Source organism: Silvimonas sp., from assembly GCF_031291215.1.
GTDB classification, from domain to species: Bacteria; Pseudomonadota; Gammaproteobacteria; order Burkholderiales; family Chitinibacteraceae; genus Silvimonas; species Silvimonas soli.
This window is the reverse complement of record NZ_JARLJK010000136.1, coordinates 75,720-95,573: the sequence shown is the minus strand read 5'-3', so window position 1 is coordinate 95,573 and position 19,854 is coordinate 75,720. Positions and strand designations below refer to the sequence as shown.

The following is a 19,854-nucleotide window of genomic DNA, read 5'->3' as shown; positions in this document are numbered from 1 at the left end:
ACGGTTGGGGCAGTTTGCTTTAATACTGTCGCTCGACTTCCCTCTCCAAACCCGCAAGGCTAATCCGGCAGGCGTGCAGGTGGAAAATCTTGAGACTCCGAGCCTTGCATCCAGCAATCCCAGGGTGGCGTTTCGCCCCACTGCGCTTGCAAAAACTCCACCAGTGAACGCACCTTGGCCGACAAATGCCGACGACTTGGGTAGATGGCATGCAAGGTCAGCTCCGGCAGCGTGTAATCGGCCAGCAGTGGCACCAGTCGCCCGGCGCGCAAGTCCTCACCCACCAAAAAAGTCGGTTGCATGATGATGCCCTCGCCCGCCCGCGCCGCCTCACACAACACGTCGCCATTGTTGGCGCGAAAAGTACTACGCACCTGTACTGAAGTGCGCCGCTGCTGGCTGTCGCTAAACGTCCAGGTTTCGCCATCGGCGGCGTATGAATACGCCAGTGCCCGATGTTCCTTCAAGTCCGCAGGCGTTTTGGGCGTGCCATGCGTAACCAGATAACCCGGCGCGGCGCAGGCGATGATGCGGATCGGCGCAATCCGCCGTGCCACATACGAACCCGGCAATTGCGCGGCAATGCGCAAACCCATATCCAGACCTTCTTCGACCAGATCTACAGCTCGATCAGACAAAGAAACATCTGGATGTACCAACGGATATTGCGCGCAATAACGCGGCAATACGGCAGCCAGATGGCGTGTGCCCAAAGACACCGGCGCGGTAAATCGCAACCAGCCGCTGGGTCTGGACGCCTCACTACCCACTTCGGTCTCGGCTTCATCGACATCGGCAATGATCTGCTGGGCCCGCTCAAAATACGCGCGCCCGGCGTCGGTCAAACTCAGACGGCGCGTGGTGCGTTGTAGCAAGCGTGCGTTCAGATGAGTTTCCAGTTCGGCTACTAACCGCGAAACCGCAGACGTCGACATATCCAGTTTCTCCGCTGCCCGCACGAAGCTACCGGTTTCAACCACCTTGGCGAAAGTTTGCATAGCTAGCAACCGGTCCATCACCCAATCCTTTTATTGCGATATATGGGACAAATTATTGATGAATAGCTCATTTATCGCAATGATAGAAACAAAGACAATGTTCTTCATCCGCTGCGGCAACGCCAGCGGGAAAACCTGAAGCCCGCAAAAATCAACGGCAAACCGCGCTAAAGAACGCAGCAGCTAAATACCGATATTCAATCAACAATCAATATCTACTCTGGAGCAACACCATGAACTCATCTCGCACCGCCCCTTTTGGCATTTTCATTTTGCGCCTGGCCTTGGGGGTGATGTTTGTCGCCCACGGCGCCACCAAGCTGTTTGTATTTACCCTGCCCGGCACCGCCCACTTTTTTGCCTCGCTCGGCTTGCCCGGCTGGCTGGCCTACCCGATTACCTTTGCCGAACTGGCCGGCGGCATTGCGCTGATTCTGGGCATCTTTCCGCGCTGGGTTGCCGCTGTGCTGGCACTGGAATTGTTCGGCGCAGCCACCGTGCACTTCGGTAACGGCTGGATGTTCACCAATGCGAACGGTGGTTGGGAATACCCCGTGTTTTTGGCAGTGACCTCTGCCGCAGTTGCGTTACTCGGCGACGGCGCCTTCGTACTCAAACGCTCGACGTTTGGCCGCAACTAAGCAGCGTCGGGTTTGCAAATCCAATAATTGGAAACAAGACAAGCACTGCACTCAGCGGCAATCTGCCCGATAATGTCGCCATTACCTAAACCTGTCCGGGATAGCCCCGGGCAGGTTTTGATTTTTACAGCGGATGCGAATCAACGCCCGCCCGTAGCCGTAGCTCTCGCATAAACCTGTACCAGACATTCTGAAGACTCATGACCACCACCGCACCCAGCACACCCGCGCAACGCCAACCGCTTTCTATCGGGGCGATTCTTTTACTGGGCACACTGACCGCCATCGGCCCGATGTCGATCGATATGTACTTACCGAGCTTTCCGGCCATTCAGCAAAGCCTGCAGGCCAGTGCTGGCGCGGTGCAATGGACGCTGGCCAGTTTTTTCATTGGCCTGGCACTGGGGCAACTGATTTACGGGCCGTTATCGGATCGTTTCGGGCGCAAGCCGCCGTTGTACTTCGGGATGGCGCTCTACGCCTTGGCCAGCGTGGGTTGCATGTTGTCGCACAGTATCGAAATGCTAATCCTGTGCCGCTTTTTGCAAGCGTTAGGCGGCTGCACCGGTATGGTGATCTGTCGCGCCATTGTGCGTGATCGCTGCGAGCCACAAGAAGCCGCGCGCATCTTTTCGCTGCTGATGCTGGTAATGGGCCTGGCGCCCATTCTGGCGCCATTGCTGGGCGGCTGGCTGGTGATCCATCTGAGCTGGCGTGCGCTGTTTGGCGTGTTGGTCGGCTTTGGTTTGATCTGCCTGACGGGTATTCACTTTGGACTGACCGAAACCGTGGACCACAAAAAGGCCGCTCCAATGCATTTTGGTGGCGTGCTCAAGGGTTATGGTCAGTTACTGCGGGATCGCTGGTTTCTGGGTTACACGCTGTGCTCCGGTCTGGCCAGCGCGGGCATGTTTGCGTATATCACCGGCTCGCCTTATGTGCTGATTACGCTGCACGGCATTGCGCCGGAACATTTTGGCTGGGTATTCGGGAGCAATGCCTTTGGTTTGATTCTGGCTTCGCAACTCAATAGCCGTTTTCTCAAAGCCAATGATCTGGACACTTTGCTGCGACGCGCTTTGTGGGCGCCCTTGCTGGCGGGCTTGTTGCTGGCTGTCAGCGCATGGCTGGGTTTCGATGCACTGCCGGTCTTGCTGCTCGGGCTGTTCTGCTTTGTCGGCAGCCTTGGGTTTATCAGCCCCAACGGGTCGGCTGCCGCGCTCAAACATCATGGCAGCCGTGCCGGGCTGGCATCGGCCTTGATGGGTAGTTTGCAATTCACCCTGGCCACTGTCGTCGGCACCTTGATGGGCGCCTGGCAGGACCCCAGCGCCAAGCCGTTGGCAACACTGATGTGCGTTTGTGGCGTGGGCGCGTGGCTGATTCACCGCACCCTGGTAATGCGGCAAAAGGCCTAGCACATCGGTTGCCTGTTCGCGCGCCGCGCTTTTGTTTACAATCGGCGGTTACCCATATAACGCGCGAACACGTCCCCGACTATGAAATCCGCTGAAATCCGGCAGAAATACCTCGATTTCTTCGCCTCGAAGGGCCACCAGATTGTGGCTTCTTCGTCGTTGATTCCCGCCAATGACCCGACGCTGTTGTTTACCAACGCCGGCATGAACCAGTTCAAGGACGTGTTCCTGGGGTTCGACAAGCGCGCTTATACCCGCGCCACCACTTCGCAAAAGTGTGTACGCGCCGGTGGCAAGCACAACGATCTGGAAAACGTGGGCTACACCGCCCGCCACCACACCTTCTTTGAAATGCTGGGCAATTTCAGCTTTGGTGATTACTTCAAAGAAGACGCGATCAAATACGCGTGGGAATTCCTGACCAGTGCGCAATGGCTGAACCTGCCCAAAGAAAAACTGTGGGTGACCGTCTACGCGTCGGACGACGAAGCCTATGACATCTGGCACAAGGGTGTCGGCATCCCGGCCGAGCGCATGATCCGTATCGGCGACAACAAAGGCGCGCCGTACGCATCGGATAACTTCTGGACCATGGGCGACACCGGCCCATGCGGCCCATGTACCGAAATTTTCTACGATCACGGCGAAGGCATCTGGGGTGGCCCTCCTGGCTCGCCAGAAGAAGACGGCGATCGTTACATTGAGATCTGGAACAACGTGTTCATGCAGTTCAACCGGGATGAAACCGGCACGCTGCATCCGCTGCCCAAGCCATCGGTTGATACCGGCATGGGTCTGGAGCGTATCTCGGCAGTCATGCAACACGTGCATGCCAACTACGAGATCGACCTGTTTGTGGATCTGCTGCAAGCCGCAGCCAAAGCCACTGGCGTGCCGTACAACCAGGAAACACCGTCGCTGAAAGTGATCGCCGATCACATTCGCGCCTGTTCCTTCCTGATTGCCGATGGCGTGTTGCCGTCGAACGATGGCCGTGGTTACGTGCTGCGCCGGATTATCCGCCGCGCGATTCGCCATGGTTACAAGCTGGGCCAGAAGGGTCTGTTCTTCTATACGCTGGTGGCCAAGCTGGCCGAACTGATGGGCGATGCCTATCCGGAACTGCGCCAGCGCCAGAGCTCCATTGAAGACGCGCTCAAGCAAGAAGAAGAACTGTTCAGCCGCACACTGGAAAACGGTATGGCGTTGCTGGATGGCGCGCTGGCTGGCGGCAAGACGGTACTGGAAGGCGCAACCGCCTTCATGCTGGCCGATACCTTTGGCTTTCCGATCGACTTGACCGCTGACGTGTGCCGCGAGCGCAATGTCACCGTGGATATGGAAGGCTTCGAGAAAGCGCTGGAAGCACAACGCCAACAATCCAAAGCCGCTGGCCAGTTCAAGATGACTGCCGGCTTGGCTTATGACGGCGAAGCCAGTCATTTCCACGGTTACGACGAAACCAGCCGCGATGCCAGGATCATTGCGCTGTACCGCGGTAACGAGGCAGTGCAACAACTGAACGCCGGTGATGATGGCGTGGTGGTGCTGGATCACACCCCGTTCTACGCTGAATCTGGCGGCCAGGCGGGCGATACCGGTGAGATCGCTGCCAATGGCGGTCTGGATGGTTTGTTTGACGTGACTGACACGCAAAAGGTGAAAGCCGACGTGTTCGGCCATCAAGGCAAACTGGTACGCGGTAGCCTGAAAGTAGGTGACACCGTGGCCGCCACCGTTGATCTGCATAAACGCAACGCTACCGCGCGCAACCACTCCGCCACTCACTTGCTGCACGCCGCATTGCGCGAAGTACTGGGTAAGCACGTGGAACAAAAGGGTTCGCTGGTCAACAATGAACGCACCCGTTTCGACTTCAGCCACCCCAAGCCGGTGACGGCGGAAGAACTGGCGAAGATTGAATCGCTGGTCAATCACGTGGTGATGCAGAACTACCCGGTCGACGTGGCCAACATGAGCTACGACGACGCCATCAAGTTTGGCGCGATGGCCCTGTTTGGCGAGAAGTACGGCGACGAAGTACGCGTGTTGAAGATGGGCGATTTCTCCACCGAACTGTGCGGCGGTACACACGTGCATCGCACCGGGGATATCGGCTTCTTCAAAGTGCTGGCCGAAGGCGGCGTTGCTGCCGGCATCCGCCGCGTGGAAGCCACTACCGGTGAAAACGCAGTGGCTTTTGTGCAAGCGCAAGATCGTGAACTGAAACAAGCCGCAGCACTGGCCCAGGCACAACCGGGTGAGTTGCTGGCCAAGCTGGAAAAACTGCAGGACAACGCCAAGTCGCTGGAAAAAGAACTGGCCAAACTCAAAGGCCAACTGGCTGCGAGCAAGGGTGACGAACTGGCTGATAGCGCCACCGTTATCGGCAACGCCAAAGTACTGGCCGTTGAATTGCCAGGAGCCGACAACACCGCCCTGCGCGAAACACTGGACAAGCTCAAAGACAAGCTGGGCAGCGCGGCGATTGTGCTGGCCAGCACCGCTGAAGGCAAAGTCACGCTGGTGGCAGGTGTGACCGCTGACCTCACCAGCAAGGTCAAAGCCGGTGAACTGGTCAACTTTGTTGCGCAACAAGTTGGCGGTAAAGGTGGCGGTCGTCCCGATATGGCCCAGGCCGGTGGCACACAGCCAGAAAACCTGGCTGGCGCACTGGCCGGTGTCATTGCCTGGGTAGCGGCCAAGCTGTAATAGCGCGGTTCCTCCGGCACACGAAAGCGGACATCCCCGGATGTCCGCTTTTTTTATTCCCGCAAACTATGGTTAAGCAAGGAACTCAATGGCGCTTCAATAAGCCCAAGCGCCGGTAACCCTCAGTGCGTTTGTGCATTCTTTGAAAGGACTCTATCTTGCCGTTTAACTGGCTAGCTGCCGTACAAGCTATTCCGTGGGGACAAGTTATCGACAACACCCCGAAGTTGATCGAGGCTACCCGCAAGCTGTTTTCCAAATCCAGCAAGCCGGTGCCACCGCTTGAACCCGCAGCGCAAATACCTGTTCCCCAGACCGAGTCTGGCAGACTGGAGCGACTGGAAACGCTGGCAGAAGCGAACCGCAACGAACTGGTCGATTTGCAGCACGATTTGCAAGAATCGGTACGTTTGATCCAGGTATTGGCAGAACAAAATGCGCAAATGGTCATTGCCATCGAAGGATTACGGCGCCGCACGCGCCTTTTGAGCTGGCTCGGCGCGGTATTGCTAATCGGTCTGGTTGTTGCGTTCTGGCAGTTGGCTCACCGTTGAGCCTTTGCCTGTACTCACCGTTGCGTAGCGGGACCAGACAGCGCCACTCAGCAGTCCGGCACAGCCGGGCTCACCCATGCGGATGATTTTTCTACGCAGCATCAAGATATATCAGTAAAGTCTGATTTTGATTGTTATCTACCCCAGTCGAGAGTCCTGATTCTGTGACAGCCGTTATTTCTCCCCTTTTGACGTCGCACCGCAAACAGCTGCGCTCGGTATTGATGCTTGCCTTTGCTACGGTTGCAGTATTGATGGCGATATCGCTGTCGCTGATTCTGGGGCACTTGGCCACCGAGCGGGAGCGCCAGGAAATCAGCGCGGGACTGCAAGAGCTGGGTGCGCAAATGAGCCAGCAACTGGATCGCGGGATCAACCAGCGCATCCGCGACCTGCAAGTGATTTCGTCTTTACGCCAGATCCGCGATCCGCAAAGCTCGATTGCCGATAACCAGGCTGTGCTGGAAAAACTCAAACAAACCTACCCCGCTTACGCCTTCATTGGTTTTGCCAACCCGGACGGCACCCTGGCCTACGCCACCCAAGGCTTGCTGGAAGGCAAAAGCATGCTGGAGCGCCCGTGGTTTGCCGCTGGCACGCAAGGCACTTATGTCGGTGACGTGCATGAGGCCAAATTGCTGGCCAAATTACTGGCGAAACCCAGCAGCGGTGAGCCGCTGCGTTTTGTTGATATCTCCACGCCGGTTTACGACCTGCACAATCAATTGCTGGGCGTTCTGGGTGCCCATCTTTCCTGGGAATGGGCCCGCGAACGCGAGCAAAACGTGTTTTCCACTTCGCGGCATGAGCAAGGAGTACAAGCCTTTGTGCTGACGCATAGCGGCCAAGTGTTGTTGGCACCTTCCGGTTTACCCGAGAGTCAGCGGCAGATGCCAGCCGGTCTGAACCGCGCAGCCGAGGGGGCCAACGTGCTGACATGGCCTGACGGCAAAACCTATCTCACCGCTGTGGTCCCTACGCACGGATATGGCGATTTCAAGGGTCTGGGCTGGACCGTGGTGGTTCGCCAGCCGACCAGCGTCGCCTTCGCGCCGGTACAACAGCTGCAGCGGGCGATCTGGATTACTGGTGCCATCGGCACATTGATTTTCACGCTGTTGGGCGCGTGGCTGGCGACTGGTATCAGCCGTCCGATGTTGCGGCTGGCACAGGTCGCCCAGCGTTTACGCGCCGGGGAAAGCGAACTGGAGATTCCGCTGGAAACGCGTTACGCCGAAACCGAACGCCTTTCGGCCTCGCTGCGCCATCTGGTGGCGGGCCTGAACGCCGAACGTGGCAAGCTGGCAGCACTGAATCAATCGCTGGAAGAAGAAGTCGCCGCCCGCACGCAAATGCTGGACTTGGCCAATACGCATTTACTCACAACGCTGGAAGAGCGCAGCGCCTTGGTGCGACAACTGGAAGCACTCGCCAGCACCGACACGCTTACCGGCTTGATGAACCGGCGCGCCTTCTGGCGCAGTGCTGAACAGGAATTCAAACGCGCCCTGCGCAGCAACAAGCCGCTTTCCCTGGTCATGCTGGATATCGATCACTTCAAGCAGATTAATGATTTGTTTGGCCACAGCGCTGGCGATGAAGCGTTGACCCAATTGGCGCGTAACTGTCTGCAGGAACTGCGCGAAGTCGATTTGATGGCGCGGCTGGGCGGTGAAGAATTTGTGGTGCTATTGCCCGACGCCGACTCTGCCAGCGCGGCCGCTGTGGCAGAGCGCTTGCGCGAGTGCCTTGCGAACACGGCGGTACAGCTCAATGACGGCAAGCACATCCCCATTACTGCCAGTTTTGGCGTCACTGAATGGGCACGCGACCTGAGTCTGGATCAGGCGCTCATGCAAACCGACCAGGCGCTGTACGCAGCCAAAAATGGTGGGCGTAACCAGGTCAGCATCTGGGATCCAGAATCCGAAAACACGCTCGGCTAGGCGGAACAATCCTGAAGCACCGTTTTGGGCATGTTGTTACAGCTTGCAGCGCATGCAATCCGGGGCTGGCATGTACAATTAGCAAAAGTCTGCTTATAAGCCCATCGAAACAAAACACTGGAAAATCCATGAAGCCCGTCAACGGCCCTCTGCTAGCCCGCATCGCCGCCGAGTTCGGTACCCCTTGTTATGTCTATGACGCAGCGGTCATTCGCGACCGCATTGCCAAACTGCGTTATTTCGATGTGGTGCGCTTTGCCCAAAAAGCCAATTCCAATACGCATTTGCTGAAATTGATGCGCGCAGAAGGCGTGCTGGTGGATTCGGTCTCGCTGGGTGAACTGGAACGCGCATTGGCTGCGGGTTATACCGTGGGTGATGAGCCGTGTCCGATGGTGCTGACCGCCGATATTCTGGATCGCACAACGCTGGCCCGTGTCGTCGAACTGAAAGTGCCGGTTAATGCCGGTTCGCCACAAATGCTGGAGCAACTGGGCCAGGCCAGCCCGGGTCATCGGGTATGGCTGCGGATCAACCCCGGTTTTGGTCACGGCCATAGCCGTAAAACCAATACCGGCGGCGAATCCAGCAAGCACGGCATCTGGTATGAACACTTGGGCGCCGCGATTGAACTGGTCAAAAAATACCAGCTTGATCTGGTTGGCCTGCATATGCACATTGGTTCAGGCGTCGATTACAGCCACTTGCAGCGCGTGTGCGATGCCATGGTTGAGCAAGTCAAATCGTCTGGCCACGATATCCGCGCCATTTCGGCAGGCGGCGGTTTGTCGATTCCGTATCACGCAGAAAACGTCGCGGATACTATCGATACCGAGCACTATTTCAGCGTCTGGGACGGTGCCCGCAAGCAGATCGAAGCTTTCCTCGGCCACCCGGTACATCTGGAAATCGAACCGGGCCGCTTTATCGTGGCCGAAGCGGGCAAATTGCTGGCGGAAGTGCGCGCCAAGAAAGACGTCGGCAGCAATCACTTCGTACTGGTCGATGCCGGCTTCAACGATCTGACGCGCCCAGCCATGTATGGCTCTTTCCATGAGATCAGCATTGTCCATGCCGACGGCAGCGCCACGGATGGCGCCATTCGCCCGACCGTAGTAGCGGGCCCGCTGTGCGAATCCGGTGATGTGTTCACGGTGGAAGACGGCGGCATTGTCGCGCCCCGCGCCCTGCCGGAAGCCGAAATCGGCGATCTTATGGTGTTTCACGATGCCGGTGCTTATGGCGCCAGTATGTCGTCCAATTACAACTCGCGCCCATTAGTGCCTGAAGTGCTGGTGGATGGCGACAAGGTCACACTGATTCGTCGCCGTCAGACTATTGCCGAACTACTAGCCCTGGAAGCGGTTTGATTCCACACGGGCACGCTGCCGGATAAATACGCAGCACAAAACAAAAAGGCCCCGTGAGGGGCTTTTTTGTTTTTTGTCGACCCTTGCTCCGTGCTTGAGCCTTTCTCATCTTCTGCGACAAAACTGCCCCTATGCCTACCCTGCTCATTCGACCCGCCTGCGTTACCGACGCCCAAGACATCGCCCGCATCCATATTCTGGCTTGGCAAATGGCCTATCGTGGGTTGGTGCCCGATGCCTATCTGGCCAGCATGGATCTACGGCAACGCTGCGACAGTTGGCAAAAACTACTTGCCGCCAGCCAGCATCCGGTCTTGGTAGCGCAATCCGGTTCCAGCCTGGCAGGCTGGGCCGGTTTTGGCGCCAGTCGTGATGTCAGCGCCGTGCCGAGTGCTGGAGAAATTTACGGTATTTATCTGGCTCCAGAGCACTGGCGCCGTGGCATCGGCAGCCAACTCTTTGCGGCCGCCATCCATGCGTTGGCTCAGGCCGACTTCAGCAGCGCCTCGTTGTGGGTATTGCAAGACAACCCTGTCGCGCGACGCTTCTATGAGCGCATGGGTATGTCATGCGAAGACTTGCCCTGCCCAGTCACCCTGGGTGGCCGCGAATTGCAAAAAGTGCGTTATCACATGCAGATTGCCGGTTAACACCGGGCCGTACCTGAGTGATTAGCACACCACGTTGCGCGGCTGGCCTAGCAAGAATCCCTCAATATTGTCGATCAACTGCCCGGCCAGCACCTGCATGGTTTCAACGCTAGCCCAGGCCACATGCGGGGTGATGATCAGGTTGGGCAGATTTATGTCCAGCAAGGGATTGCCATCGCGCGGCGGCTCCTGAACCAATACGTCCAGCGCGGCGCCACCCAACTGGCCGGATTGCAACGCGGCCAGCAACGCCACTTCATCCACCAGACCGCCACGGGCTGTGTTGATGAGCACGCTATCCGTTTTCATCAACGCCAGTTCACGTTCACCGATCACATTGTGGGTTTCGGCGGTGAGTGGGCAATGCAGACTCAGCACATCGGCTTGCGCCAGCGCGGCTTCGAACGCCACGTAACCCTCACGCACCTCAGCCGCGCCTTTGCGCTCGGCGTAGAGCACGCGCATGCCAAATGCCGCGGCTAGCCTGGCCGTGGCCTGGGCGAGCGCACCTGAGCCCAGCAGGACCAGCGTAGCGTCATGCAGATCATGCATGGTCGCGCCAAAAACGCAGAATGAGGGGGAGCGTTGCCAGTCTCCAGCAGCTACCTGCTGCCGGTAAGCCAGCAACTGGCGCTTGAGCGTCAGCATCAGCATCAATGCGTGTTCAGCCACGCCCGCAATTGCGTAATCGCGAATATTGCAGACGGTAACGCCATGCGCCCGAGCGGCGGCCAGATCAATCTGGTTGTAACCGGTAGCTGCAACCGCAATCAGCTTGAGCGTGGGCAACGCGGCCAAGGTAGCTGCGGTCAGTGGCACTTTGTTGGTAATGGCTACCGTGGCATTGGCCAAACGAGCAACGACCTCATCCCGGCCGGTTTGCGGGTACTCCACCCAGCGATGCGGCAACGTCACTGCGCGCACCGCTACCGGCAAGGTTTCACGATCCAGAAAAACGATTTCAGGCTGCAAAATAGACCTCGGCAACAGTTGAATATCACTCCAGACGGACCGGCTTGGCACGGCCACGCTGAACTGCCCCAGAGATTAATCGATCTGCCGTCTAGAATCAGTAATCAGCCGCCAATGATTCAATAACTTTTCTGAGACCAGCCCGCCAATGACGCCTGCTCTTGACCCGCGTACTGCGAAACTATTGCCCTGGATTGTCGCCATTGCGTTTTTCATGCAGATGCTGGATGGCACGATTCTCAATACCGCCCTGCCTTCCATGGCGTCCAGCTTGAACGAAAGCCCGTTGCGCATGCAGTCAGTGGTCATTGCCTACCTGTTGACGGTGGCTTTGCTGATTCCGGCATCGGGCTGGATAGCCGATCACTTTGGTACCCGTCGCGTTTTCTTTAGCGCCATTTTGCTGTTCAGCATAGGTTCATTTTTGTGCGCTGAATCGTCCACCCTGGGCATGCTGGTCGCATCGCGCGTGGTGCAAGGAATAGGCGGTGCGCTGATGGTGCCGGTTGGGCGGCTGGTGATATTGCGGGCCTATCCGCGTTCCGAACTGGTCGATGTTTTGAGCTTTGTTACGCTGCCCGGCATGGTCGGCCCGCTGGTAGGGCCAACCTTGGGCGGCTGGTTGGTGGAATACGCCTCGTGGCACTGGATTTTTCTTATCAACATTCCGGTCGGGATCATTGGTTGTATAGCCACCTGGAAATACCTGCCGGACATGCGCAGCCCGGATCAAAGTCGTTTTGATATCCTGGGGTTTTGCCTGTTTGGCGCCGCCATGGTTTTGATCTCCATCTCACTGGAAGGTCTGGGTGAGCTGCATCTGGCCCACGCGCGGGTGATGTTGTTATTGCTGGGCGGGCTAGCGTGCCTGGCCGCTTACTGGCTGCATGCGGCGCGCCAGGAACATCCCATTTTCAGCCTGACGCTGTTCCACACACATACCTATGCAGTGGGGATTCTGGGCAACGTGTTTGCCCGGCTGGGGAGTGGGGCCATGCCTTTTCTGATGCCATTGCTATTGCAGATTGGCCTGGGCTTCTCGCCATCCACAGCGGGGATGACCATGATCCCCACCGCTATCTTTGCCATGTTCGCCAAAGCGCTGGCGCGGCGGTTGATCGAGCGTTTTGGCTATCGCAAGCTGCTCACCGTCAATACCTTGCTGCTGGGCGCACTGATTGCTAGCTTCGCCACCGTCGGGGCAGACACGCCCTACCCGTTTTTACTGGCCCAACTGGCGGTCTTCGGGGCTGTCAACTCGTTGCAGTTCACCGCCATGAATACGGTGACGCTGATTGATCTGAGCGAGGCGGATACCAGCAGTGGCAACAGTTTGCTGTCGGTGGTCATGCAATTATCAGTCAGCTTGGGGGTCGCTGCTGCGGCCGCTTTACTGCAGGGCTTCGTTTCTGAATACAACCGCCCTGATCCGTTCCAGGTTCTGAGTTCGTTTCACTATACTTTTCTATGCGTCGGGGTGATGTCGATACTGGCAGCTGCCATTTTTCTGCAACTGTCACCCAATGCAGGCAGCGTCGGTATCGTCAAAGAACATGCTACGAGCGAGATGTAGCGGACTGAGGTTTTGAGCAGATCGACAAGGAGAACAACATGAAGACAGCGCACGTTTATGTGGCGCCGGGGTTTGAGGAAGTAGAACTGGTGACGATAGTCGACATTCTGCGCCGCGCGGATATCAAAGTGCTGATGGTGGCACTGGACGACGTCCAGGCAGTAACGGGCGCCCACGGCATCACAGTGCAAGCGGATATCCCATTTGCCGGTGCGCACGGCTTGTTTGCCGATGCCATCATCTTGCCTGGTGGCGGCCCGGGCACGCAGGCCTTGCTCAAAAAGACCGAATTGATTCCACGCCTGCAAGCTCATCTGGCGGCAGAACGCAAGGTGGCGGCGATCTGTGCCGCGCCCATGGTGCTGGCCAGGGCGGGTATTCTTGCCGGGCGCCAGGCCACGTGCTTTCCGGGTTGTGAATCCGTGTTGATTGAGGGCAAAGCCCAAGTGTGGGGACACAATGTGGTGAACGATGGGCCGATCACCACCTCGCGTGGCGCAGGCACCGCCAGCCTGTTTGCGCTGGATCTGGTGCGCCAGTTGGCCGGAGAAGATCAGGCGCGCAAGGTGGGGCGCGCCATGTTGTTCTTGTAGCCCGATCGGAATTGCCAGGCTGACGCTGCGCAAGACTTACCGGCGCGCCAACTCAAACCCAAACCGGCTTAACGTGAAAAACCGCTGCTACCAGGACGAGCCATGGTCGCCGGGCCCGGCGCGGGGGTGCCGCTAATCACACGCTCGTATACGGTTTTGTTGCGCAACTTGAAGATATCGGCAGCGTGATAGAGATTCTCTGAGTGCCCCACAAACAACAAACCGTCGGGCTTGAGCAGTGGCGCAAAGCGCTGCAGCACCTTTAGCTGCGTCGGTTTATCGAAATAGATCATGACGTTACGGCAAAAAATGGCATCCAGCGGGCCGCGAATGGGCCAGTTGGGCTCCATCAGATTGACCTTGCGGTACACGATCATGTCGCGCAGTTCCTGACGCACCCGATAGCGGCCATCGCTTTGCTTCTCGAAATAGCGTTTGGCGCGCTGCCCTTCCAGCTTTTCAACTTCATCAGCGCCGTAAATACCCTGCTTTGCCGTTTCCAGCACGCCAGTATCCAGATCGGTGGCGATGATATGCACCGGCGGGCGCAGCGAATCGAAAGCTTCGCACGCGGTAATTGCCATCGAATAAGCTTCTTCACCCGTGCTGGAGGCCGAACACCACAGATTCAGTACGCCGCTGCTGCGTTGCGCCTTGAGATGATCCGCCAGCATCGGAAAGTGATGCGATTCGCGGAAAAACGAGGTCAGATTGGTGGTCAGCGAATTGGCAAACAGCTCGAATTCTTTGCTGTCGCCACGATCGAGCACCTGCAAATACTCATTGAATGTGCGCAAGCCCAAAGCACGCAACCGCCGCGCCAGTCGGCCGTACACCATGTCGTGCTTGGCTGGTGTCAGCGCAATACCCGCATAGTTGTAAATCATCACCCGGACTTTTTCGAAGTCCTGTTCGGTAAAAGCAAATTCACGTGGCGTGTTATTGAGCATGGGTCGCTTTATTCACAGAGGTTATGCACGAGGTCAAGGATGACGCCGCGCCAGGCGTTCGCTGATTTTTGCCAGGTATTCATTCGGCACACACAGGCCACGATGGCCGGTTTGCGCCAACAGTACATTCAATTGTTCGAGCCGCATCAGTTGATCTGTATCTATCTCTGTATCGGCGGTGGCCAGCCGCAATGCAAGATCAACCGCTTCTTTGTGCATTTCCAGTTCGGGCGGCAGGTAACCGCTATTCTTCAATACCCGCCAGGCCATACGTTGATGCTCAGGCACCAAGGGGTCGAAATCTTCCCCCGGCAATGGCTGGCCTGCGCCGGGCAGATTATCCAGCTCGCCATTGTCGAGCGCCTGGGCAATTCTGCGCTCCGCCAATTCAGTCAGAAACCACATACGCTGACCTTTGCCGACTCCTGATCTTTGCCGATTCAGTTGATTGCGACCGGCGAGCGATGGCCTCACGCCCGCGCCGCATCAACCACCATCACAAACCGAGTTCTTGCCACAAAGCGTCCACCCGCGCCACCACGGCCGGGTCTTTCTCGATGGGCCGACCCCATTCGCGGCTGGTTTCGCCTGGCCACTTGTTGGTGGCATCCAGCCCCATCTTGCCGCCCAAACCGCTGACCGGCGAGGCAAAGTCGAGATAATCAATGGGCGTATTCTCGACCAGCGTGACGTCGCGCACCGGGTCCATGCGCGTGGTAATGGCCCAGATGACTTCTTTCCAGTCGCGCGTATCAACATCTTCATCCACCACGACGATGAACTTGGTGTACATGAACTGCCGCAAAAACGACCAGACGCCAAACAGAATACGCTTGGCATGCCCCGGATATTGCTTGCGTATCGACACAATCGCCATACGGTAGCTGCAACCTTCTGGCGGCAGGTAAAAGTCGACGATTTCCGGAAACTGCTTTTGCAGAATAGGCACAAAAACTTCGTTCAGCGCGACCCCAAGCACCGCCGGTTCGTCTGGCGGTTTGCCAGTGTACGTACTGTGGTAAATCGGGTTATCACGCTGGGTGATGCGGTCGATGGTGAATACCGGAAACCAGTCTTGCTCGTTGTAATAGCCGGTGTGGTCGCCGTATGGCCCTTCCAGTGCATGTTCGTAGCCCGAAGCATGGCCAGCATCCGGATAGATATGCCCTTCCAGTACGATCTCGGCGGTGGCAGGCACCTGCAAATCGCTGCCGATGCACTGCGTCACTTCGGTTTTGGAGCCACGCAGCAGACCGGCAAACTGGTATTCGCTGAGCGTATCGGGTACTGGCGTGACTGCCCCGAGAATAGTGGCCGGGTCGCAGCCCAAGACCACGGCGATTGGGAATGGCTTGCCCGGGTTGGCCTTGGCGAATTCGCGAAAATCCAGCGCACCGCCGCGATGGGCCAGCCAGCGCATGATGACCTTGTTGCGGCCAATGACTTGCTGACGATAAATCCCCAGATTCTGGCGTTTTTTCTGCGGGCCTCGGGTGACCACCAGACCCCAGGTAATCAACGGAGCAACATCTCCTGGCCAGCAATGCTGTACCGGAATGCGCGCCAGATCGACATCCGGACCTTCAATCACGTTTTGCTGGCATGGTGCCTTACGCACTTCTTTGGGCACCATGTTCAAAACTTGTTTAAGAAGTGGCAGCTTGTCCCAGGCATCGCGCAGGCCCTTGGGCGGCTCCGGCTCTTTCAGGTAGGCCAAGGTCTTGCCGATCTCACGCAACGCGCCTACGTCGTTTGCACCCATGCCCAGCGCCACGCGGCGCGGTGTACCGAACAGATTGCCCAATACCGGCATCTGCGAACCTGGCACGTTCTCAAACAAAATGGCCGGACCAGCCGCGCGCAATGCGCGATCACAGATTTCGGTCATTTCCAGAATCGGTGATACCGGTACGGTAACGCGCTTGAGTTCGCCCTGTTTTTCAAGTTGCGCCATGAAATCGCGCAGGTCACGGTATTGCATGAGACTCCAGCTACAAAAAATGCGGGCCGCTGTTTGCGGCCCGCCGGGTACACAAAACGCTATTCTACGATTACGCGACCGAAAGCGTCATGCTGGCGCGATAAGTTTCGCCCGGTTGCAAAGTTGGAGAATATTCCCAGGCATCCGCACGCTCGACACACAGGTAGCCGACATAGTTACCCGGACCGATATCGGCAATCTTGTCCGCGTTGTGCCACGCATTCCAGACCACAGCGCAATGCGTGTCCTGGCTATCGATTTTCAAGGTACGGTCAGGCGTCTTGATGTCCTGGTATTGCGGGACATTCAGGTAAACACGATCAGTCGGCCCCGACAGTTGTACCGCACCGGTTTGCGCGAAGCGCGGCTTGCTGTCCTGTGTGGTATCGATATAGGTGGTGCCATCCAGACCGGTAATCACCGCCTGGGTTACATCACCCACGTCGAAGTAGGTATGCAGCGCCACGGAGTGCAACTGTGGTGTGGTGCCCAAATGCTGAATCTGCAAATCCAGATGCAGGGTTTTGCCGACGGTTACGGCCAGACGATAAACAAAAGCGTGATCCCACAAAGCGTGTGATACGGCATTGTCGCGCAATTCCAGCACCACGCGGGTGGTGTCCGCTTCAACCGAAGCTTCAATGAGGGTCCAGACTTCATTGCGGGCAAAACCGTGCTTGGGCGCATCCGGCTCTTGTGGCTTGGCGCCAAACCAGGGCAGGCACAGCGGAATACCGCCGCGAATGGCTTCGCCCGGCGCAAATACGGCATTCGGCGAGATCCACAACACATCCTTAGCTGCTGCCGGAACAAAAGAAACAACGTGCGCGCCTTGCAGGGCGATGACCGCGTGACCAGCCGGGTTCTCGACGGTCAGCAAATCCAGCCCGGCACCGCCGTAACGGCCGACGGAAGAACCGATGGAGAGACCTGGCACAGAATTCAGGATTTGCTGTTCGGCTTGGCTAACACTCATTGCTGCTGCTCCTGCAGGGCGTTACTGGCTGGCCGTGGCACCGGCTGCAACCCAGCTACGCAGTGGGGAAAAACGATAGTCCAGTCGGGACTGTCGCCGAGGTCGTAGATGATCGCGCACACGGCACCAGAAACGCAATTGCCGAACTTGCATTATGGCAAGGTCGGCAACAATTCAAAGACTAGTGTTTGACCGGAGTGGGGGTCGGCGCGCGCGAAGTACGCTGTTCATAGGGATAAGTGTGAAACGGATCAAGCCAGCGCGAGCACCATTTGAACACCCGACGATAAGCATCGTCGGTTGCGGCCTGGTTAAAACCAACCGTCACGCCCTGCCCTGGATGCGCTTCGTTCGGGATATCCCGGCGCACATGAACGTCGACACCCGGATCGTCAAAATCGTGAAATACCTCGGGATAGCTAACCAGGCGGAAAGTATCCATGCCCGAGCGCGCTACCAGCTCACGACACGGTTCAACGGGCGTCCAGTCATCCGCTTCGCCCGCCAGCATCAAGGTTGGCGCGGCCGGCTGATAACGCTGGTTGCCTTTCAGAAAGGGTGCACAGGAAGGGTAAAACGCCACCGCCGCGCGCACGCCAGGATTGTCCGCATTCATCAGCGATAAAACGGTAGTCGCACCTTGTGACCAGCCCAATACGGCAATACGGCTACTGTCGATTTCCTTGCGGGCCTTCAGCCAGTTGATGGCGCGCTGCGCATCTTCGGCACGGCGCTGTACATTGATTTGTCGATCATGGCCCGGAGTCGTACAGACCTCACGCACACCGCGGGAGCCAAAGCTGTCGACCATCAACACGCCATAACCGAGTTCTTGCAGCAAGCTCGCCATACGCGCCGGGCGCGCAGCCATGACTCCGGGCTTGGCCCACAAACCGCCGCAGTCGTGCAGCAATAACATGCCAGGGGCGTTGGTGCCTCCGGCTGGCGGGGCGGTGTATTCGGCAATCAACGTCACGCCACCCACGCCGGGGATTTCAACGCGATTAGCCCTTGCTGGCGCGCTGGTCAGCAGCAAAGAACAGAAAAAAGCCAGAACGGCAGGGAAAAACCACAACCTCATTGCATTAGTCACAATTGAAACAAAACATGCAAAAGGTAAGCGTGCAAGGGACGTCAAGCCGTTGCCGCAAACCGTATCAGAATGGGTGCCAGGCAATGCATGCGGATCAATGAGTGCCAAGGGCATGCATAGTATCAAGGCGGGCCGGGATTTAGCGGCGAACTGTATCACAATGGGGCATGTAACTGAATGTGTGATTTTGACACCGGCATAATTGGTGCAAATAAAATGCTGCTGGAAATCATTCGTTTTATACGCTAAATCAATGAGGTAGACCTACCCAGCCCCACCGACTTTTTGTAAGGACTGCGGCATGAGCGACTCCATCCGGTTGGAAATGGATCAGGCAGGGATTGCCACAATCACCTTATCCCGCCCGGAAAGCCGCAATCCGGTTGATGAGGTCTTTGTCGCCGAAATGACGGCATCACTCGCAGCACTGGCGCAAAACCTGCATTTGCGTGCACTGATCTTGCGGGCCGAGGGTGAAATATTCTGTTCGGGCAACGATTTGCGCTGGTTAGCCCATACCAATAACGAAGAGCAACACGACAATTTCGAACAGGCGCTGCGTCTGGCACGCATGATGCAGTCGCTGGACCGCTTCCCTGCCCCGGTTATTGCTGCGGTGGAAGGCCCTGCCATAGGCGTTGGCGTCGGCATCGCCGCTTGTTGTGATCTGGTGGTGGCCACACAAGACAGCTGGTTCTGTATGCCCGAAACGCGACTAGGGCTGGTTCCGGCAATTATCGGGCCGTATATCGTTGCCAAAATTGGGACTAGTGCCGCCAGGCGTTATTTTCTTACGGGAGAGCGCTTTTCTACCGCAGCAGCCTGGCGCTACGGATTGGTGCATGAAGAAGTGGCGACCTCTGCATTAGCGAGCGAGCAAGTCAGCACCTGGATCGACCATTTGCTGTTGAACGGCCCGCATGCGGTTGCTTCGGCAAAGCGGCTGATCGCCACGGTAGCCTATCGGCCAATTGATGATTCACTACTCTCGGATAGCGCCCATCGTATTGCGCACATGCGTACACGCGAAGAGGCTCGGGAAGGAATTGCAGCGTTAGGTGAAAACAGGGCACCCAACTGGGTGCCCAATGTGGACTAGACCAAACTGGATCAAGTCTGCGGCCAGGCAGGTCGGGAAACCTGCTGTTTTGAACTGGCCATCGCTTCTTCTATCGTCAACAATCGCAATGCCGCCATCGGCAGTGGATTGTGCTGGAGGTTTGCCACAGTCTGCACGCGATCGGACCAATCCTGCCCCGGTTCCATCACGCTTGCACCCGATTCCATGTCATACATTGCCATCATGGTTTTAACCTCCGTAAGCGGGTAGAGAAATCACACCGATCTCTCAATTTGATATATCCGCCCGAACCCGCAAAAATTCAATCCCCTTTTGGCAAAGATCAACATTTGTTGCACATAAGACG

Annotated in this window: 19 protein-coding genes; 11 read left to right on the top strand and 8 right to left on the bottom strand. The window is 57.3% G+C overall.

The window, feature by feature from the left end; genetic code table 11:
* Positions 1-59 precede the first annotated feature (59 nt).
* On the bottom strand, positions 60-998 hold the full coding sequence (locus P4L78_RS15975; protein WP_309328871.1) for a LysR family transcriptional regulator: 939 nt from the start codon (positions 996-998) through the stop codon (positions 60-62).
* A 233-nt stretch (positions 999-1,231) separates the two neighbouring features.
* Between P4L78_RS15975 and P4L78_RS15970 the strand changes: the two genes are divergently transcribed.
* The 7 genes from P4L78_RS15970 to P4L78_RS15940 all read left to right on the top strand — a co-directional run bounded on the left by P4L78_RS15970 (position 1,232) and on the right by P4L78_RS15940 (position 10,289).
* Positions 1,232-1,639, top strand: a complete 408-nt coding sequence (locus P4L78_RS15970) for a DoxX family protein (protein WP_309328869.1) — start codon at positions 1,232-1,234, stop codon at positions 1,637-1,639.
* 200 nt (positions 1,640-1,839) lie between these two features.
* Positions 1,840-3,057 (top strand): Bcr/CflA family multidrug efflux MFS transporter, encoded by a 1,218-nt coding sequence (locus tag P4L78_RS15965; protein WP_309328867.1) that lies wholly within the window; start codon positions 1,840-1,842, stop codon positions 3,055-3,057.
* Positions 3,058-3,138: 81 nt separating this feature from the next.
* A complete protein-coding gene (gene alaS / locus P4L78_RS15960) occupies positions 3,139-5,769 on the top strand; it encodes an alanine--tRNA ligase (protein ID WP_309328865.1) in 2,631 nt (876 codons plus the stop codon).
* A 158-nt stretch (positions 5,770-5,927) separates the two neighbouring features.
* Entirely contained in the window at positions 5,928-6,323 is a 396-nt protein-coding gene (locus P4L78_RS15955) for a hypothetical protein (RefSeq protein WP_309328864.1), read from the top strand.
* Between the two features lie 254 nt (positions 6,324-6,577).
* Positions 6,578-8,269 (top strand): sensor domain-containing diguanylate cyclase, encoded by a 1,692-nt coding sequence (locus P4L78_RS15950; RefSeq protein ID WP_309328862.1) that lies wholly within the window; start codon positions 6,578-6,580, stop codon positions 8,267-8,269.
* Positions 8,270-8,397: 128 nt separating this feature from the next.
* Positions 8,398-9,639, top strand: coding sequence for a diaminopimelate decarboxylase (gene lysA / locus P4L78_RS15945; protein ID WP_309328860.1), 1,242 nt, complete (start codon positions 8,398-8,400; stop codon positions 9,637-9,639).
* A 131-nt stretch (positions 9,640-9,770) separates the two neighbouring features.
* Positions 9,771-10,289: a GNAT family N-acetyltransferase gene (locus tag P4L78_RS15940; RefSeq protein ID WP_309328858.1), complete on the top strand. Its 519-nt coding sequence runs from the start codon at positions 9,771-9,773 to the stop codon at positions 10,287-10,289.
* A 21-nt stretch (positions 10,290-10,310) separates the two neighbouring features.
* Here the strand turns inward: P4L78_RS15940 and P4L78_RS15935 are convergent, their stop codons facing one another.
* A complete protein-coding gene (locus tag P4L78_RS15935; protein WP_309328856.1) occupies positions 10,311-11,276 on the bottom strand; it encodes a D-2-hydroxyacid dehydrogenase in 966 nt (321 codons plus the stop codon).
* Positions 11,277-11,409: 133 nt separating this feature from the next.
* Here P4L78_RS15935 and mdtD point away from each other — a divergent pair, with 133 nt between their 5' ends.
* Both mdtD and P4L78_RS15925 read left to right on the top strand, forming a co-directional pair.
* The gene (gene mdtD / locus P4L78_RS15930) at positions 11,410-12,834 is read left to right on the top strand and encodes a multidrug transporter subunit MdtD (RefSeq protein WP_309328853.1); all 1,425 of its coding nucleotides are present in this window, start codon (positions 11,410-11,412) and stop codon (positions 12,832-12,834) included.
* Positions 12,835-12,872: 38 nt separating this feature from the next.
* Positions 12,873-13,427: a DJ-1 family glyoxalase III gene (locus tag P4L78_RS15925; protein WP_283149149.1), complete on the top strand. Its 555-nt coding sequence runs from the start codon at positions 12,873-12,875 to the stop codon at positions 13,425-13,427.
* Between the two features lie 68 nt (positions 13,428-13,495).
* Here P4L78_RS15925 and P4L78_RS15920 read toward each other — a convergent pair whose 3' ends face one another.
* From P4L78_RS15920 to P4L78_RS15900, 5 genes are all read right to left on the bottom strand, one after another.
* The gene (locus P4L78_RS15920; protein ID WP_309328851.1) at positions 13,496-14,377 is read right to left on the bottom strand and encodes a CheR family methyltransferase; all 882 of its coding nucleotides are present in this window, start codon (positions 14,375-14,377) and stop codon (positions 13,496-13,498) included.
* Between the two features lie 33 nt (positions 14,378-14,410).
* Positions 14,411-14,782, bottom strand: a complete 372-nt coding sequence (locus tag P4L78_RS15915; RefSeq protein WP_309328849.1) for a DnaJ family domain-containing protein — start codon at positions 14,780-14,782, stop codon at positions 14,411-14,413.
* 91 nt (positions 14,783-14,873) lie between these two features.
* Positions 14,874-16,358 carry a 4-hydroxy-3-polyprenylbenzoate decarboxylase gene (ubiD, locus tag P4L78_RS15910; protein ID WP_283149146.1) on the bottom strand — a complete coding sequence of 495 codons (1,485 nt, stop codon included), beginning with the start codon at positions 16,356-16,358 and terminating at the stop codon, positions 14,874-14,876.
* Positions 16,359-16,428: 70 nt separating this feature from the next.
* On the bottom strand, positions 16,429-17,334 hold the full coding sequence (locus tag P4L78_RS15905; RefSeq protein ID WP_309328846.1) for a D-hexose-6-phosphate mutarotase: 906 nt from the start codon (positions 17,332-17,334) through the stop codon (positions 16,429-16,431).
* 181 nt (positions 17,335-17,515) lie between these two features.
* On the bottom strand, positions 17,516-18,310 hold the full coding sequence (locus tag P4L78_RS15900) for a dienelactone hydrolase family protein (protein WP_309328844.1): 795 nt from the start codon (positions 18,308-18,310) through the stop codon (positions 17,516-17,518).
* On the opposite strand from P4L78_RS15900, the gene P4L78_RS15895 reads away from it, so the two are divergent.
* Complete coding sequence (locus tag P4L78_RS15895) at positions 18,288-18,629, top strand: hypothetical protein (protein ID WP_309328842.1); 342 nt, start codon at positions 18,288-18,290, stop codon at positions 18,627-18,629. The two genes, P4L78_RS15900 and P4L78_RS15895, sit on opposite strands and share 23 nt — an antisense overlap.
* Before the next feature lie 99 nt (positions 18,630-18,728).
* Positions 18,729-19,526 carry an enoyl-CoA hydratase-related protein gene (locus P4L78_RS15890; protein ID WP_283149143.1) on the top strand — a complete coding sequence of 266 codons (798 nt, stop codon included), beginning with the start codon at positions 18,729-18,731 and terminating at the stop codon, positions 19,524-19,526.
* An 11-nt stretch (positions 19,527-19,537) separates the two neighbouring features.
* Here the strand turns inward: P4L78_RS15890 and P4L78_RS15885 are convergent, their stop codons facing one another.
* Entirely contained in the window at positions 19,538-19,732 is a 195-nt protein-coding gene (locus tag P4L78_RS15885) for a hypothetical protein (RefSeq protein ID WP_283149142.1), read from the bottom strand.
* Between the last annotated feature and the right edge of the window lie 122 nt (positions 19,733-19,854).

Excerpts from the sequence above, each read along its gene's own strand:
- P4L78_RS15920 (WP_309328851.1), bottom strand. The coding sequence starts at position 14,377 with ATGCTCAATAACACGCCACGTGAATTTGCTTTTACCGAACAGGACTTC.
- P4L78_RS15950 (WP_309328862.1), top strand. The coding sequence starts at position 6,578 with ATGGCGATATCGCTGTCGCTGATTCTGGGGCACTTGGCCACCGAGCGG.
- mdtD (WP_309328853.1), top strand. The coding sequence starts at position 11,410 with ATGACGCCTGCTCTTGACCCGCGTACTGCGAAACTATTGCCCTGGATT.
- P4L78_RS15970 (WP_309328869.1), top strand. The coding sequence starts at position 1,232 with ATGAACTCATCTCGCACCGCCCCTTTTGGCATTTTCATTTTGCGCCTG.
- P4L78_RS15890 (WP_283149143.1), top strand. The coding sequence starts at position 18,729 with ATGAGCGACTCCATCCGGTTGGAAATGGATCAGGCAGGGATTGCCACA.
- lysA (WP_309328860.1), top strand. The coding sequence starts at position 8,398 with ATGAAGCCCGTCAACGGCCCTCTGCTAGCCCGCATCGCCGCCGAGTTC.
- ubiD (WP_283149146.1), bottom strand. The coding sequence starts at position 16,358 with ATGCAATACCGTGACCTGCGCGATTTCATGGCGCAACTTGAAAAACAG.
- P4L78_RS15975 (WP_309328871.1), bottom strand. The coding sequence starts at position 998 with ATGCAAACTTTCGCCAAGGTGGTTGAAACCGGTAGCTTCGTGCGGGCA.
- alaS (WP_309328865.1), top strand. The coding sequence starts at position 3,139 with ATGAAATCCGCTGAAATCCGGCAGAAATACCTCGATTTCTTCGCCTCG.
- P4L78_RS15905 (WP_309328846.1), bottom strand. The coding sequence starts at position 17,334 with ATGAGTGTTAGCCAAGCCGAACAGCAAATCCTGAATTCTGTGCCAGGT.
- P4L78_RS15940 (WP_309328858.1), top strand. The coding sequence starts at position 9,771 with ATGCCTACCCTGCTCATTCGACCCGCCTGCGTTACCGACGCCCAAGAC.
- P4L78_RS15925 (WP_283149149.1), top strand. The coding sequence starts at position 12,873 with ATGAAGACAGCGCACGTTTATGTGGCGCCGGGGTTTGAGGAAGTAGAA.
- P4L78_RS15885 (WP_283149142.1), bottom strand. The coding sequence starts at position 19,732 with ATGATGGCAATGTATGACATGGAATCGGGTGCAAGCGTGATGGAACCG.
- P4L78_RS15915 (WP_309328849.1), bottom strand. The coding sequence starts at position 14,782 with ATGTGGTTTCTGACTGAATTGGCGGAGCGCAGAATTGCCCAGGCGCTC.
- P4L78_RS15965 (WP_309328867.1), top strand. The coding sequence starts at position 1,840 with ATGACCACCACCGCACCCAGCACACCCGCGCAACGCCAACCGCTTTCT.